This is a genomic window from Streptomyces sp. NPDC002776, assembly GCF_053592195.1.
Window position 1 is genome coordinate 20,525 of record NZ_JBSFVG010000020.1, and the last position, 15,766, is coordinate 36,290.

Sequence of the window (15,766 nt, forward strand, 5' to 3'; positions counted from 1 at the left end):
CCCATCGGCCAACCGTCCAGGAGCAGTCATGTACGGCCACGGCGCGGCGCCGCCCACCCGCAGCGAGGCAACGGTCATCTCCCTGCGGGTGCTGTTCGCCGCCGCCGGTCTGCTCTCCTGCGGGATCCTCGCGTGCGTGCCGCTGTTCCGGGTGGCCATCCTGCGCGGCCGCTGGCCGGACTGGGTGCTGGCGTGGGTGAGCCTGCCGGTGTCCATCGCGTGTTTCGCCGTGGTCGGCTCGGTGCCGGAGACGGACCCCAAGTCGGACGTCGCGCTGGCCGCGGTGCTGCTGCTCGGCGCGTTCAGCTCCGTGTACTTCCTGGTGATGGACATCCGCGTGCACAACCGACTCCGGCTGCGGCACGGCGGTTACGCGCGGCCGGGGGCCACGACGATCCACGCTCCGAACGGCCCCGCCGGTTACGGCTATCCGCAGCAGGTGGCGTCGCCGTACACGACCGCGCCGGTCCAGCAGCCCCTGCCGCAGCAGCACCGGCCGCCCGCGCCCGTACCGCACCCGGCGACCCCGGTCCCCACCCCGCCGCTGCCCCAGGACGCCCCGCCCGCCGGCCCCGTACCGGCGCCGCCGCAGCGGCCCGCGCCCGCCCGGATCGACCAGGTGCGCGCCGAGCTGGACGAGCTCAGTGACTATCTGCGCAACCACGACGGCCGCGGCGACCACGAGGGCGGAAGGTGACCGTGACGACCGGGCGCGTCGTCGCCGCCCGCTACGAACTGTCCACGCTCATCGGGCAAGGCGGCATGGGCCAGGTCTGGACGGCGTACGACCAGCGGCTCGACCGGCGCGTGGCGGTGAAGCTGCTGCGCCCCGACAAGGTGGCGGGGCAGGAGGCGGACGAACTGCGCCGCCGGTTCGTGCGCGAGTGCCGGGTGACCGCGCAGGTCGACCACCCTGGCCTGGTCACCGTGCACGACGCGGGCAGCGAGGGCGAGGAGCTGTTCCTCGTCATGCAGTACATCGACGGCGCGGACCTCTCCGACCATCTCGCCGAGCACGACCCGTACCCGTGGCAGTGGGCGGTGGCGGTCGCCGCGCAACTGTGCGCCGTGCTGAGCGCCGTGCACGCCGTGCCGATCGTCCACCGCGATCTCAAGCCGCGCAATGTGATGGTGAAGCAGGACGGCACGGTCACCGTCCTCGACCTCGGCGTCGCCTCCGTCATGGACGCCGACACCACCCGCCTCACCCACACCGGCACGCCCATCGGCTCGCCCGCCTACATGGCGCCCGAGCAGGCCATGGGCGGCGCGGTCGGCCCGTACACCGACCTGTACGCGCTCGGTGTGCTGCTGCACGAACTCCTCAGCGGCGACGTCCCGTTCTCCGGCTCGACCGCGCTCGGCGTGCTGCACCGGCACCTCTACGAGCCCCCGGTGCCCGTGCGCCGGATGCGCCCCGAGGTGCCCGAGGCCCTGGAAGCGCTGGTCCTGCGGCTGCTCGCCAAGGACCCGCAGCACCGCCCCGGCTCCGCGCAGGAGGTGTACGAGGACCTGGCGCTGCTGCTGCCCGCGCGCGGGACGCCCACCGGGGCGCCCCTGGACCCCACGCGCCCGTTCCTGCGCCCGCACGCCCCCTGGCCGGACCGCGCCCGCACCCCCGCGCCCCAGCCCGCCCCCGCCGCCCCGGTCGCTCCGGCCGCCGGGAAGCCGGACGTGGCCCGCGCGGTGGACGAGGTCAAGCGCCTCCTCGGCGAGGGCCGCATCACCCAGGCCGTCGACATCCTCGGCGCGATCCTCCCGGTCGCCGCCGAGCGGCACGGCGAGAAATCCCCGGTCGTGCGCACCCTGCGCAAGCAGTACGCGGCCACGCTCATGGACGACGGCCAGTACCGGCGCGCGCTTCCCGTCCTGCGCGCCCTCGCCACCGAGCGCGCCGCCGAGGCCGGCCACGCCGACCCCCAGTCACTGCGCTTCCGCTACGAAGCGGCCCAGTGCCTGGAGCAGCTCGGCGACCCGGCGGCAGCGCTGGCGGAGTACCGGTCGCTGCTGCCGTACTACGAGAACCAGTACGTGGCCGGAGACCCGGAGCTCGCCCACGACGTCCGCCGCCGCATCGGCCACCTGCTGCTCGCGCTCGGCGACCGCCCCGCCGCCCACGACACCCTGGTCCGTCTCCTGCACGACGTGGAACGCCTGCACGGTCCCGGCCACCCGCTGGCCACCGACATCCGGCGCACGCTCCAGTGGCTGGGTCAGGTGCGCGGCTAGCGAGGACGGCCGCCCGAGCCCGCGAGCCGGTGCCCGAAGTCGCGGTGAATCGTTGGTCGAATGGGTTGGCCAGAGCTTGGCCACTGCCTACCATCGATCATCGCAAGACTTTGTGCACCGTCGCACAATCTCCTCGGGAGGTCTCCTTGCACCGCCGCTACCGCCGCCGTCGCACCGCGCTCCTCCTCACTGCCGCCCTCGCGGCGGCGCCTCTCCTCACCGCCTGCGGAAACGACGCGCACCCGGGTGCCGCGGCCGTGGTCGGGGATCAGCGGATCACCGTCTCCCAGCTGGAGAACAGGGTGAACGAGGTGCGCGCGGCCCAGCGCGCGGTCGTCTCCGACGAGGCGCAGTACGCCCAGGCCGTGTCCCGGACCGGCAGCCTCACCCGGGACACCCTGCACGGCATGGTCCTGGACCGGGTGCTGCATCAGGCCGCCCAGGACGCGGGCATCACCGTCAGCCGCAAGGAGATCCAGGAGATGCGCAACGGCCTGGAACAGCAGGCCGGCGGTGCCAAGGCACTGGAGACGACCTGGCTCCAGGAGTACGGCGTGGCCCCGGCGCGCCTGGAGGAGAACCTCCGCCTGCAGCTGGAGGCCCAGAAGCTCGCCGCCAAGCTCGGCATCGACACCACGCAGCCGGAGTTCTGGAAGGCCCTGTCGGAGGCTTCCGAGAAGCTCGACATCGACCTGAACCCGCGCTACGGCAGCTGGGACGTCCAGAAGAGCGGCCGCGTGGACGCCAAGACGCCGTGGGTGCGTGAGGTGACGGCGGCGGACCCGCAGCAGCCGGCGTAGCGGGCACAGCGGCGGGGAGACAGCGAGGCGGAACGGTACGGCGCCTCCGGGGGCCGTACCGGTACACCCTCTGCGGTCATACGATCACACCCCGGCCTCTGCCTGTGGACAACGCGATCCGGTCCGTCCCCGCCGTGCGTTAGCTTCGAACCGTGAACACCACCAGCCCCGAAACCGCCCCCGCCGCCCCCGGCCGTATCGTCCTGCTCACCACCAGCCACCGCGTCGCCCCCGGCCTGCTGTCCTGGCCCGCCTGGCAGGCGCTGCGCTCCGCCGACAGCGTGCTGTGCGCGGACGGCGCCCACCCGCAGCTGCCGTATCTGCGGGAGGCGGGCATACGGGTGACCGAGGCGGCCCCCACCGCCGAGGCGCTGGTCGGCACCTGCGCCGGCGGCCGCACCGTGGTGGTCGTGGCCACCGGCGAGGGCGAACCGGCGCTGACCGACGGCCTCGCCCGCCTCGCCGGATCCGGCCGCGTGAGCATGCCGGAGCTGGAACTGCTCCCCGCCTCCTACGACCTGCCCGGCGCCCGCCTGCTCGACCTCGTCCAGGTCATGGACCGGATCCGCGCCGAGTGCCCCTGGTCCTCCCAGCAGACCCACAAGGGCCTCGCCAAGTACGGCATCGAGGAGGCCTACGAACTCGTCGAGGCCATTGAGGAAGGGGACCGGGACGAACTGCGCGAGGAACTGGGGGACGTCCTCCTCCAGGTCGTCTTCCACGCGCGCATCGCCGAGGAGGACCCCGAGGCGCCCTTCTCCCTCGACGATGTCGCCGGGACCATCGTCGCCAAGCTGATCCATCGCCACCCGCACGTCTTCGGGGACGAGACCGCCACCACCCCCGAGGAGGTCAAGGAGCACTGGCTGCGGACCAAGGCCACGGAGAAGCGCCGCGAGTCCGTCACCGACGGCATCCCCCTCGGCCAGCCCGGCCTCGCCCTCGCGGCGAAGCTGGCGTCCCGGGTCAGAACGGCCGGGCTCGACGTGCCCCTGCCCAGGACCGAGGGCGTCGGTTACGAGCTCCTCGCTCTCGCGGTGCGCGCCGAGGCCGAGGGCGTGGATCCGGAGGCGGCGCTGCGGGCGGCGGGGCGGGCGTACCGGGATGCGGTGCGGGCTGCCGAGGGCCTGGAAGGTTAGTACGGTTGCCTCCTGAGCCGGCTCTGGGGCACGGGGGCTTGTATGTCAGGCGTGTTGGACGAATTGGCGGCTGCGGCGGCCGGGGTTCTGGTGTCCTCGATGGGCTCCGACGACTGGGAGGAAAGGGCCAGGCCTGCATTCGTCCACATCTACGCGCTGGCCATGAGCGAGGACGTGGGACCGGTTCTGGAGGGCCACCGGAGCGAGCTGAGCAGCGGGGAGCTGTCGGCGCGGGACGCGGCGCGGATCTGGCGGAGCAAGATCCGGGAGGCGTTCAAGAAGGGGTCATCGCCAATGAGGTGCACAAGTTCATAGCGGACTTCCGGCCGACCGGTCACCTGGCCTGTCCGTCCTGCGCGACCTCGGTGGACCGAGACGACATCTACTGCGGGGGATGCGGCGATGTGCTGGGCGCTCCGGCCGCCGTACCGGTGAGCGTCACCTCCCGCGACGCTCCGGGCCCCCTCGCCCAGGGCGAACGGCCCGGGGACCACGTCGACTTCCGGCGGTCCAGCTTCCATGCCCCGGTCATCGGCGTGCAGCACAACTACGGCCAGCCGGGGCCCGCGTCCGCCGACAGCTGGCCCCGGCTCGGTGACTTACGGGGCCGCGCGCTGGGTGTACGGCCCGTCAGTTCCTTCTGGGGCGAGCCCGATCTGCCGCCCTACGTCCCGCGCGACCGGGACGCCGAACTCGACCGGCTGGTCGCGCGGGGGCTGCGGGAGGGCGGACTGGTGGTCGTCACCGGGGAGCCGCTGTCCGGCAAGTCGGCGACCGCCTGGGCCGCCCTGAGGCGGAACGCCGACGCCGGTGCCCGGCTGTTCAACGCTCACCCCGGGACCGAGCCGCGCGAGCTGCCCGCCGCGCTGCGCGGGCGTGATCCCGCCGGTACGCATGTGGTGTGGCTGGACGATCTGGAGAGCCACATCGACGAACGGGGGCTGGTGGCGGGGCCGTTGGCGCAGCTCGCGCACGAGGGTGTGCTGGTGCTCGCCACGATGCGGGACACCGCGTACGAGGCGCACCGCTTCGGTGACCTGCCGATGGCCCGTGCCCTGCGCGGGGCCCGCACGGTGGATCTGACCTGCGACTGGAGCGAGACGGAACTCGCACGGCTCGCGCAGGCGGAGGACCCGCGGCTCAGGGACGCGGTGCGCCGGCGCGGTGAGCTGGGCGTCACGCAGTTCCTGGCGGCGGGACCGGAGTTGTGGGAGGAGTGGCGCCGGGCGAGCCGTCCCGACGGGCGGGCCGACGGTCACCTGCTGGTGCGGGCGGCCATCGACGCGGCCCGTTGCGGAGTCACCAGTGGCCTGTCGCCCCGGACCTGGGAATTCCTGATCAACGTACGGCAGATGTACGGGAGCGGGTGCGCGCTGGCGACCCCCGTCTCGCAGGAGGACCTGGACTGGGCGGCCAAGCCGCGGCTGGGAGTCTCGGGGCTGCTGGTGCCGGGTCCCGAGAAGGACACCTGGCAGGCGTGCGGGACGCTGGTCGCCGACGCGATCCGCTGTCCCGACCTGCCGCCGCTGACTCCTCATCTGTGGGGGTCGATGGCCTGGATGGCGGCGAGGTACGACCTGCCCGAGCGCGACGAGGTGTTCCGGGCGGCTCGCGAGGCGGTGCGGATCCCGGCCGAGGCGGGGGACTCCGTCGCCCCGACGATCCTCGCCTTCCTGTCGACGTGGGCCGGCGACGCCCCCGAGGCGCTGCGCTGGTGGGGCGAGGTCGCGGAGCAGGACGAGCGAGAGGCGTACATGCCCGGGCGGTACCTGCTGCTGGAGCAGGGCAAGCTGACCGAAGCCCTTCCCCATATCCAGAGGGCGGCCGAGGCGGGCAGCCGGGAGCCGGCCCAGGAACTCGGGTTCCTGCTCCTCGCGCGCGCCCTGCACTGGCTAGGCGTCGCGGCCGAGCACGGCAACCCCGCCGCGGCCGAGGCCCTCCCCGCACTCCGCGCGGCCCTCACGGACCAGCGACTCCTGTCGGCCCTGGCCCACCACACCCCCGACCCCACGCCCCCGTCCCCCGGCCCCCACTCTCAGCCGGACGCGCCATCACCCACGCCCTGGACGAAATCCGCGCCCGAAACCCCACCACGCAGTAACCCCGCCAGGGCCCAACACCGCCACACGCGCAGAGAGGCAGAGAGTAGGGGGACGGACTCTCCTCAGCAGAGCCGCCAAGACCCACCCCGGCCCACCGGGCCGCCTCCGCCGGGCCCACCCATCCACCCGCCGCCGGCTCCCGCCCTCCAGCTCGCGCAGAGAAGGGGTGGCTCTCCCCGGCGGGCCCCGACAAGAAGCCGAGCACGGCCTCACGGCGCCTTGGCCCGCCCAGCCACCCACCCCCTCGCCCCGCCCAGCGAAGCCCCCGCCCCCCGCCGGATACCGTCAAGGAGTGACCGACCACCCCACCCCCGCCCCCAATCCAGACCGCGCCGCAACCCCCGCAGCCACCCCCACCCCCGCCTCGGCCTGCCCCGTCACCCCCACCCCAGACGGTGCCGCAACCCCCGCAGTGCCCCCTCCTCCCGCCCCCGACCTCTTCACCTGGGAGTTCGCTGCCGATCCCTACCCCGCATACGCCTGGCTGCGGGAGTACGCCCCCGTGCGTCGGACTACGTTGCCCAGTGGGGTGGAGGCGTGGCTGGTCACGCGGTATGCCGATGCCAAGCAGGCGTTGGCCGATCCGCGGCTCAGCAAGAACCCCGCGCATCACGACGAGCCCGCGCACGCCAAGGGCAAGACCGGTATCCCCGGTGAGCGCAAGGCCGAGCTGATGACGCATCTGCTCAACATCGACCCCCCGGACCACACCCGGCTGCGACGGCTCGTCAGCAAGGCGTTCACGCCACGCCGGGTCGCCGAGTTCGCCCCGCGCGTGCAGGAGCTGACCGACCACCTCATCGACCAGTTCGCCGACCGGGGATCCGCCGACCTCATCCACGAGTTCGCCTTCCCGCTCCCCATCTACGCCATCTGCGACCTGCTCGGCGTCCCGCGTGAGGACCAGGACGACTTCCGGGACTGGGCGGGCATGATGATCCGCCACCAGGGCGGCCCCAGGGGCGGAGTCGCGCGGTCCGTGAAGAGGATGCGCGGCTACCTCGCCGACCTCATCCACCGCAAGCGCGCGGCCCTGCCCGACACCCCCGCGCCCGGCGAGGACCTCATCTCCGGTCTCATCCGCACCTCCGACCACGGCGAGCACCTCACCGAGAACGAGGCCGCCGCCATGGCCTTCATCCTTCTCTTCGCGGGCTTCGAGACCACGGTCAACCTGATCGGCAACGGCACCTTCGCCCTGCTGACCCACCCCGACCAGCGGGCCCGCCTCCAGCAGTCCCTCGCCGCACAGGAGACGGCCCTCCTCGAAACCGGCGTGGAGGAACTCCTCCGCTACGACGGCCCCGTAGAACTCGCCACCTGGCGCTTCGCCACGCAGCCGCTCACCGTCGGGGGCCAGCACATCGCCCCGGGCGACCCGGTCCTCGTCGTGCTCGCCGCCGCCGACCGGGACCCCGAGCGGTTCGCCGACCCCGACACGCTCGACCTCTCCCGCCGCGACAACCAGCACCTCGGCTACGGCCACGGCATCCACTACTGCCTCGGCGCCCCGCTCGCCCGCCTGGAGGGCCAGACCGCACTGGCCACCCTCCTGCGCCGCCTCCCGGACCTCCGGCTCGCGGTGGAACCGGACGAGCTGCGCTGGCGCGGCGGCCTCATCATGCGCGGACTGCGCACCCTCCCGGTCGAGTTCACCCCGGTCGAGTTCACCCCGAGCGACTGAGCCGGCCGCCTCGACGGACCGTCAGGTCAAACCTGACACACCCTCAAGTCTGTGATCTTCACGTGATCTGCGCGGCATTAACTTGTGACAAGTGATCGTCTGCCGATACGTTCACTCGTCAGCGCGGCGCCTCGCGTCAACGGCGCCGCGCCGGTCCCCGCTGTCTTCGAAAGGCCCTCGCATGCTCTCCGGGAACGGTCGTCACCGTCGCCCCCGCCAGGCCCCGGCTCTCCTCGTCGCGGCCGGAGTGACCGGCTCCGCCATCGCCATCCCGCTCCTCGGCGCCTCGGGCGCCAGCGCGGCCGAGGGCACCACCTGGGACCGGGTCGCGGAGTGCGAGAGCGGTGCCTCCTGGAGCGAGGACAGCGGCAACGGCTACTACGGCGGCCTCCAGATCACCCAGGAGAACTGGGAGCGGTACGGCGGCACGCGGTACGCCGCCTCCGCGGACCAGGCCAGCCGCTCCCAGCAGATAGCCGTCGCCGAGCGCATCCTCGCCGACCAGGGCCTCGCCGCCTGGCCGACCTGCGGCCCGCTCTCCGGTCTCGACACCGAGTCGGGTTCGGTCGACATCGACACCGGCGTCGCGGAGGATGAGTCCGCTTCGCCCGAATCGTCGGAGTCCGCCAACTCCTCCGGCTCATCTGATTCGTCCGGTCTGCTGGACCCGCTCGACGGCGATTCCGCGGATTCGGAGCCCAGCTCCTCCCCGTCGACCGAGGCCACGGACAACTCGAACAACTCAACCAAGTCGGACAAGTCCTCCGAATCCACGGAGTCCGCCGAGTCGGTCGAGTCGTCACAATCCTCCGATACTGCCCCCTCCGTGGAGGCCGACAGTGAGTCCTCGGCCACTCCCGGGCGGGACAACCCGGACAACTCCGGCCGGATCGAGGGTGATTCCGCCCTCACCGACACCGGCTCCAGCGGCACCGGGCGCCACCGCGGCGAACCCGCCGACGAGAGCGCCGGCCGCAGCGGCGAGGAAGGCGCGTCGGACGGCTCGTACGTCGTCCGGGCCGGCGACAGTCTCGTCGGCATCGCCGACTCCCTTGACGTGAACGGCGGATGGCGCGGGCTCTACGCCGCCAACCAGGAGACCGTCGGCACCGATCCGGACCTCATCATCCCCGGTCAGACCCTTGAAGTAGGGGTCGAACCGGGCGAAAAGCAGCGGTAGTTCACGTCACGCTTCGCGCTGAATGTCCGGTTTGGCGAAAGTGTGGGATGAGTCTCAGAAGCCCTGATCGTCTTTGAAATTCGGCGGATCGCGTGTCTACCGTCGGGACCGCTCGTCAACACGAGCCCCGGCTGCCGCAACGCCGAATCCTGCCAGCGGCCGTACGGGAACAGTCGTCGCGTCATGCGCCGCAGGCAGGAGCGGGGGACCCAAGGTAGGCGCCGGGTCCGGCAGTCGAGGCGACTCGACACCGGAACCGGCTTGGGGTGAAGCCGCGCACCGCGAGGTGCACGGCCGGGCAACTCAACCGGCCCGAACCCGACAGCTCACCTCGCAGGCGTCGGTGAGGGGATCCACCATGCTGTTTTCCGGCAAGGGCAAGCACCGTCGTCCGTCCAAGGCCACTCGCGCCATCGCCATCGCCGGTGTCACCGGCGCCGCCGTCGCCGCTCCGCTGATGGCGGCCGGCAACGCCTCCGCCGCCACCGCCGCCGAGTGGGACGCCGTCGCCCAGTGCGAGTCCGGCGGCAACTGGTCCATCAACACCGGCAACGGCTACTACGGCGGCCTGCAGTTCTCGGCCTCCACCTGGGCCGCGTACGGCGGCACCCAGTACGCCTCCACCGCCGACCAGGCCAGCAAGGCCCAGCAGATCGAGATCGCCGAGAAGGTGCTCGCCGGTCAGGGCAAGGGCGCCTGGCCGCACTGCGGCACCGGCCTGTCGAGCGCCGCCTACACGGGCGGCTCCGGCACCGGCTCCAGCACCGGCTCCTCCTCCGAGAGCGGCACCGAGACCTCCACCCGCTCGACCGAGGAGCAGTCCGCCTCGCGTTCGACCGAGCGTCCGGCGCAGAAGCAGAAGACCGTCACCACCCCGACCGGCAAGAAGGTCAAGAAGGGCGACGGCGAGTACAAGGTCGCCACGGGTGACACCCTCAGCACCATCGCCGAGGAGAACGACGTCAAGGGCGGCTGGGAGAAGCTCTTCAAGCTGAACAAGGACATCGTGGCGGATGCCGACCTGATCTACCCCGGTCAGCAGCTGCACCTCAAGTAGTCCCGTAGCCGAACCACAGCGCGCTCATAGACGCCTGGTTCACACTGAAGACCTCGTGCGGGCCACCCCCGTCCCCACGAGCACCCCGCTCCGGTGCGTGTTCCCCCGTACGCACCGGAGCGGGGTTTTCTTTTCCGGTATGTCACCGTCCCTTTGTTCCGCTGCCGAACAATGGGTACCGTCTGTCCTTGTCCACGGGACGGTCGGTCGGCTGGCCTACGTCCCGCAGGCGGATAGGCTCTAGTCGCAAGGCTCACGTGCCCCGCACTTCCAGCGTCACATCCCAAGAAGGAGATGCTCGTGCCGTCCATCGACGTCGTCGTAGCCCGGGAAATCCTGGACTCCCGAGGCAACCCCACGGTCGAGGTCGAGGTCGGCCTCGACGACGGCAGCACGGGTCGTGCCGCCGTTCCGTCCGGCGCTTCCACCGGCGCCTTCGAGGCCATCGAGCTCCGCGACGGTGACCCCAACCGCTACCACGGCAAGGGTGTCGAGAAGGCCGTCCTCGCCGTCATCGAGCAGATCGGCCCCGAGCTGGTCGGCTACGACGCCACCGAGCAGCGCCTGATCGACCAGGCGATGTTCGACCTGGACGCCACCGACAACAAGGGCTCCCTCGGCGCCAACGCCATCCTCGGCGTCTCGCTCGCCGTCGCCCACGCCGCCTCCGAGGCCAGCGACCTGCCGCTGTTCCGCTACCTGGGCGGCCCGAACGCGCACCTGCTGCCGGTGCCGATGATGAACATCCTGAACGGCGGCTCGCACGCCGACTCCAACGTGGACATCCAGGAGTTCATGATCGCCCCGATCGGCGCGGAGTCCTTCTCCGAGGCGCTGCGCTGGGGCACCGAGGTCTACCACACCCTCAAGAAGGTGCTGAAGAGCAAGGGCCTGGCCACCGGCCTCGGCGACGAGGGCGGCTTCGCCCCGAACCTCGGCTCCAACCGCGAGGCCCTCGACCTCATCCTCGAGGCGGTCAAGGAAGCCGGTTACACCCCCGGCGAGCAGATCGCCCTCGCGCTCGACGTCGCCGCCTCCGAGTTCTACAAGGACGGCGTCTACACCTTCGAGGGCAAGGCGCGCTCCGCCGCCGAGATGACCGAGTACTACGCCGAGCTGGTCGAGGCGTACCCGCTGGTCTCCATCGAGGACCCGCTGTTCGAGGACGACTGGCAGGGCTGGCAGACCATCACCGAGAAGCTCGGCGACAAGGTCCAGCTCGTCGGCGACGACCTGTTCGTTACCAACCCGGAGCGCCTGGCCCGCGGCATCGAGGAAGGCGCCGCCAACGCGCTGCTCGTGAAGGTGAACCAGATCGGTTCGCTGACCGAGACCCTGGACGCCGTGGAGCTCGCCCAGCGCAGCGGCTTCAAGTGCATGATGTCCCACCGCTCCGGCGAGACCGAGGACGTCACCATCGCCGACCTCGCCGTCGCCACCAACTGCGGCCAGATCAAGACCGGCGCCCCGGCCCGCTCCGAGCGCGTCGCCAAGTACAACCAGCTGCTGCGCATCGAGGAGATCCTCGACGACGCCGCGGTGTACGCCGGTCGCTCGGCGTTCCCCCGCTTCAAGGGCTGAGCCTGCTGAAGGCATAGCCAGTCGTACGTACGTCCCCGTACTCGGTCCCGTACCGTGTGCGGGGACGTACGCGCGTGTGTGAACGGGAGTGAGAGATGGCCGTCAAGGACCGGGACCGTTTCTCCACCACGACCAGGATCCGGTTGCTCGGGGAGCAGACGGCGGCCCGTGTCTACCGCTCGCAGACCAAGCGGCAGGCCCGCCGCTCCCGGCTCACCGGCCGGGCGGCCCTGCTCGCCCTCGTCGTCTGCTCCCTGGTCGTCGCCCTCGCCTACCCGATAAGGCAGTACGTCGCCCAGCGCGCCGAGATCGCCGATCTGGAACAGCAGAAGCAGCAGGCCCGGCAACGGGTGGAGGAGCTGCGCGATCTCAAGGCCCGCTGGCAGGACGACGCCTACGCCGAGCAGCGGATCCGCGAGCGGCTGCACTATGTGATGCCGGGTGAGACCGGCTTCGTCGTGATCGACCCGGACGCGGCGAAGCAGGCGCGCACCGACCTGGGCACGGCGGACCGGCCCTGGTACGCGAACGTCTGGGACGGGGTCGACAAGTCCGACGCCGCCGACCGATAGATAGATAGAGACGAAAGACTGTGATGGAAACGCCCCCGCCCACCACTCCGCGGACCGAGCCGACCGACGCGGATGTCGAGGCCTTCAAGCAGCAGCTCGGCCGGCCGCCGCGCGGGCTGCGGGCCATCGCGCACCGGTGCCCGTGCGGGCAGCCGGACGTGGTGGAGACGGCGCCCCGGCTGCCGGACGGCACGCCCTTCCCGACGCTGTACTACCTGACGTGCCCGAAGGCGAACTCCGCGATCGGCACGCTGGAGGCGAACGGCGTGATGAAGGAGATGACCGAGCGTCTGGAGCGGGACCCCGAGCTGGCCGCCGCCTATCGCGCCGCGCACGAGGACTACATCCGGCGCCGGGACGAGATCGAGGAGCTGACGGGCTTCCCGAGCGCGGGCGGCATGCCGGACCGGGTGAAGTGCCTGCATGTCCTGGTGGCCCACTCGCTGGCGGCCGGCCCCGGGGTCAACCCGCTCGGCGACGAGGCCCTCGCGATGCTGCCGCAGTGGTGGCGCAAGGGGACGTGCGTGACCCAGGGTCAGGAGGCGGCCGGATGACCCGCGTCGCCGCCATCGACTGCGGTACCAACTCCATCCGGCTCCTCGTCGCCGACTGCGACCCGGAGACGGGCGAACTGGTCGATCTGGACCGCCGTATGACCATCGTGCGGCTCGGGCAGGGCGTGGACCGCACCGGGCGGCTCGCCCCCGAGGCGCTGGAGCGGACCTTCGCCGCCTGCCGCGAGTACGCGGCGGTCATCAAGGAGCACGGCGCCGAGCGCGTCCGCTTCGTGGCGACCTCCGCCTCCCGGGACGCCGAGAACCGCGAGGACTTCGTGCGCGGGGTCGTCGGCATCCTCGGGGTGGAGCCCGAGGTGATCAGCGGGGACCAGGAGGCCGAGTTCTCCTTCACCGGCGCCACCAGGGAGCTGGCCGGACAGGATCACCTGCCCAAGCCCTACCTCGTGGTGGACATCGGCGGCGGGTCGACCGAGTTCGTCGTCGGGGAGGAGCACGTGCGCGCCGCCCGCTCCGTCGACATCGGGTGCGTGCGGATGACCGAGCGGCACCTGGTGCGGGACGGCGTCGTCTGCGACCCGCCCTCCGAGGAGCAGATCACCGCCGTACGGGCCGACATCGAGGCCGCTCTCGACCTCGCCGAGCGGACCGTGCCGCTGCGGGAGGCGCACACCCTGATGGGGCTCGCCGGGTCCGTCACCACGGTGTCCGCCATCGCGCAGGAGCTGCCCGCGTACGACTCGGCGGCCATCCACCACTCCCGGGTCTCCCACGACCGCGTCCGCGAGATCACCGAGTGGCTGCTGCACTCCACCCACGCCGAGCGCGCCGCGATTCCCGCCATGCACCCCGGACGCGTGGACGTCATCGCGGCGGGGGCCCTGGTCCTGCTGGCGATCATGGAGCGGATCGGTGCCGAGGAGGTCGTCGTCAGCGAGCACGACATCCTCGACGGCATCGCCTGGTCGGTGGCGTAGCTCTCCTTTGTTACTGATCGGTAGCCTCGGCTGAGCAGGTCAGGTAGCGTCTGAGCGCGTTCGAGGGGTCCTTGAGGGCCCCTCGGCGACGGTCCGTCGGGAAAGTTCGTGAAGTTCTTCACAAGGAATTGGGCCCGGTCGGGGTGCGGAAGGGGGCCGGTTGGCCCTTCCGGGGGTCCAACGCCCGCTTGAACGTGTTCAGAAGGGGTCCCGGAGGGTCCCGCGAGAAGGGCCCGTGAGAGATCGTTTCGGGGGCCTCACTCCGGCCCCGAACGCTCAGAGAGGCAGCTCACGCGGCATTGACAACGGTCCGCGGCACGCCGCGGTTCCCCCTCGCCGCCATGACGTGGATCACGCGAGCGGCGGAGGATAGCACACCCCCTGAGGATGCTTGTGAAGGGGCGCACGAGCGACCCCCCTGAGGCGGGTGGATACTCGATGGCATGAGCACCACGGAGCGTCCCAGGATCCTCGTAGTAGGCGGTGGGTACGTAGGCCTGTACGCAGCTCGGCGCATTCTCAAGAAGATGCGCTACGGCGAGGCGACCGTCACGGTCGTCGACCCCCGGTCGTACATGACCTACCAGCCCTTCCTCCCCGAAACCGCCGCCGGCAGCATCTCCCCGCGCCACGTCGTCGTCCCGCTGCGACGCGTGCTGCCCAAGGCGGAGGTGCTCACCGGCCGGGTCACCACCATCGACCAGGACCGCAAGGTCGCCACGATCGCCCCCCTCGTGGGCGAGGCGTACGAGCTGCCGTTCGACTACCTGGTCATCGCGATGGGCGCGGTCTCCCGCACCTTCCCGATCCCCGGCCTCGCCGAGCAGGGCATCGGCATGAAGGGCATCGAGGAGGCCATCGGCCTGCGCAACCACGTGCTGGAGCAGCTGGACAAGGCCGACTCCACCACCGACGAGGAGATCCGCCGCAAGGCGCTCACCTTCGTCTTCATCGGCGGTGGCTTCGCGGGCGCGGAGACCATCGGCGAGGTCGAGGACATGGCCCGCGACGCGGCCAAGTACTACACCAACGTCTCCCGCGAGGACATGCGGTTCATCCTCGTCGACGCCGCGGACAAGATCCTCCCCGAGGTCGGCCCCAAGCTCGGCCAGTACGGCAAGGAGCACCTGGAGGCCCGCGGGGTCGAGGTCTACCTCTCCACCTCCATGGACTCCTGCGTCGACGGCCACGTGGTGCTCAAGAACGGCCTCGAGGTCGACTCCAACACCATCGTCTGGACGGCGGGCGTCAAGCCCAACCCCGTCCTGAGCCGCTTCGGCCTGCCGCTCGGCCCCCGCGGTCACGTCGACTGCCGGCCGACCCTCCAGGTCACCGGCACCGACTACATCTGGGCCGCGGGCGACAACGCCCAGGTCCCGGACCTCGCCGGCCGCAAGGCCGGCAACCCGAACGCCTGGTGCCCGCCCAACGCGCAGCACGCGCTGCGGCAGGCCAAGGTCCTCGGCGACAACGTGGTGTCCGGTATGCGGGGCTTCCCGCAGAAGGACTACAGCCACGCCAACAAGGGTGCGGTGGCGGGCCTCGGCCTCCACAAGGGCGTCGCGATGATCGTCATGGGCAAGATGAAGATCAAGCTCAAGGGCCGGCTGGCGTGGTACATGCACCGCGGCTACCACGGCCTGGCGATGCCGACGTGGAACCGCAAGATCCGCGTCTTCGCCGACTGGACGCTCGGCATGTTCCTCAAGCGCGAGGTCGTCGCCCTGGGCGCTCTGGAGTCCCCGCGCGAGGAGTTCTACGAGGCCGCCAAGCCGGCGCCCGCGGCTCCCGCGGCGAAGACGGAGAAGAGCGAGAAGACCGAGAAGACCGAGGAGAAGGCCAAGGCCTCCTGACCTCCGGTCACTGATCCATCCGAAGGGCCTCCCGCCATCCGTGGTGCGGGAGGCCCTTCGGCCGTGCATGGGGTGGT

13 protein-coding genes and 1 riboswitch are annotated in these 15,766 nt (G+C 71.5%); all 13 genes read left to right on the forward strand.

The window, feature by feature from the left end; genetic code table 11:
- Positions 1-28: 28 nt before the first annotated feature.
- The 13 genes from ACWD11_RS30130 to ACWD11_RS30190 all read left to right on the forward strand — a co-directional run bounded on the left by ACWD11_RS30130 (position 29) and on the right by ACWD11_RS30190 (position 15,689).
- On the forward strand, positions 29-697 hold the full coding sequence (locus ACWD11_RS30130; protein ID WP_389418341.1) for a hypothetical protein: 669 nt from the start codon (positions 29-31) through the stop codon (positions 695-697).
- A 38-nt stretch (positions 698-735) separates the two neighbouring features.
- Complete coding sequence (locus ACWD11_RS30135) at positions 736-2,229, forward strand: serine/threonine-protein kinase (protein ID WP_389418434.1); 1,494 nt, start codon at positions 736-738, stop codon at positions 2,227-2,229.
- 146 nt (positions 2,230-2,375) lie between these two features.
- Entirely contained in the window at positions 2,376-3,029 is a 654-nt protein-coding gene (locus tag ACWD11_RS30140) for a SurA N-terminal domain-containing protein (RefSeq protein WP_451286767.1), read from the forward strand.
- Positions 3,030-3,181: 152 nt separating this feature from the next.
- Positions 3,182-4,168: a nucleoside triphosphate pyrophosphohydrolase gene (locus ACWD11_RS30145; protein ID WP_451286768.1), complete on the forward strand. Its 987-nt coding sequence runs from the start codon at positions 3,182-3,184 to the stop codon at positions 4,166-4,168.
- Between the two features lie 51 nt (positions 4,169-4,219).
- Complete coding sequence (locus ACWD11_RS30150) at positions 4,220-4,483, forward strand: hypothetical protein (protein ID WP_451286770.1); 264 nt, start codon at positions 4,220-4,222, stop codon at positions 4,481-4,483.
- Between the two features lie 2,199 nt (positions 4,484-6,682).
- Positions 6,683-7,954, forward strand: coding sequence for a cytochrome P450 family protein (locus ACWD11_RS30155; RefSeq protein ID WP_389418435.1), 1,272 nt, complete (start codon positions 6,683-6,685; stop codon positions 7,952-7,954).
- 181 nt (positions 7,955-8,135) lie between these two features.
- Positions 8,136-9,134 carry a transglycosylase family protein gene (locus ACWD11_RS30160; RefSeq protein WP_451286772.1) on the forward strand — a complete coding sequence of 333 codons (999 nt, stop codon included), beginning with the start codon at positions 8,136-8,138 and terminating at the stop codon, positions 9,132-9,134.
- 176 nt (positions 9,135-9,310) lie between these two features.
- Positions 9,311-9,489: riboswitch (cyclic di-AMP (ydaO/yuaA leader) on the forward strand.
- Between the two features lie 3 nt (positions 9,490-9,492).
- Entirely contained in the window at positions 9,493-10,191 is a 699-nt protein-coding gene (locus tag ACWD11_RS30165; RefSeq protein WP_451286774.1) for a transglycosylase family protein, read from the forward strand.
- A gap of 300 nt (positions 10,192-10,491) precedes the next feature.
- Entirely contained in the window at positions 10,492-11,772 is a 1,281-nt protein-coding gene (gene eno / locus ACWD11_RS30170; RefSeq protein WP_389418349.1) for a phosphopyruvate hydratase, read from the forward strand.
- Between the two features lie 95 nt (positions 11,773-11,867).
- Complete coding sequence (locus ACWD11_RS30175; RefSeq protein WP_389418350.1) at positions 11,868-12,344, forward strand: FtsB family cell division protein; 477 nt, start codon at positions 11,868-11,870, stop codon at positions 12,342-12,344.
- A 23-nt stretch (positions 12,345-12,367) separates the two neighbouring features.
- Entirely contained in the window at positions 12,368-12,898 is a 531-nt protein-coding gene (locus ACWD11_RS30180; protein WP_250079801.1) for a DUF501 domain-containing protein, read from the forward strand.
- Entirely contained in the window at positions 12,895-13,836 is a 942-nt protein-coding gene (locus ACWD11_RS30185; protein WP_451286777.1) for a Ppx/GppA phosphatase family protein, read from the forward strand. The genes ACWD11_RS30180 and ACWD11_RS30185 overlap by 4 nt, the downstream gene beginning before the upstream one ends.
- A gap of 443 nt (positions 13,837-14,279) precedes the next feature.
- Positions 14,280-15,689 carry an NAD(P)/FAD-dependent oxidoreductase gene (locus ACWD11_RS30190; RefSeq protein ID WP_451286779.1) on the forward strand — a complete coding sequence of 470 codons (1,410 nt, stop codon included), beginning with the start codon at positions 14,280-14,282 and terminating at the stop codon, positions 15,687-15,689.
- Positions 15,690-15,766 lie beyond the last annotated feature (77 nt).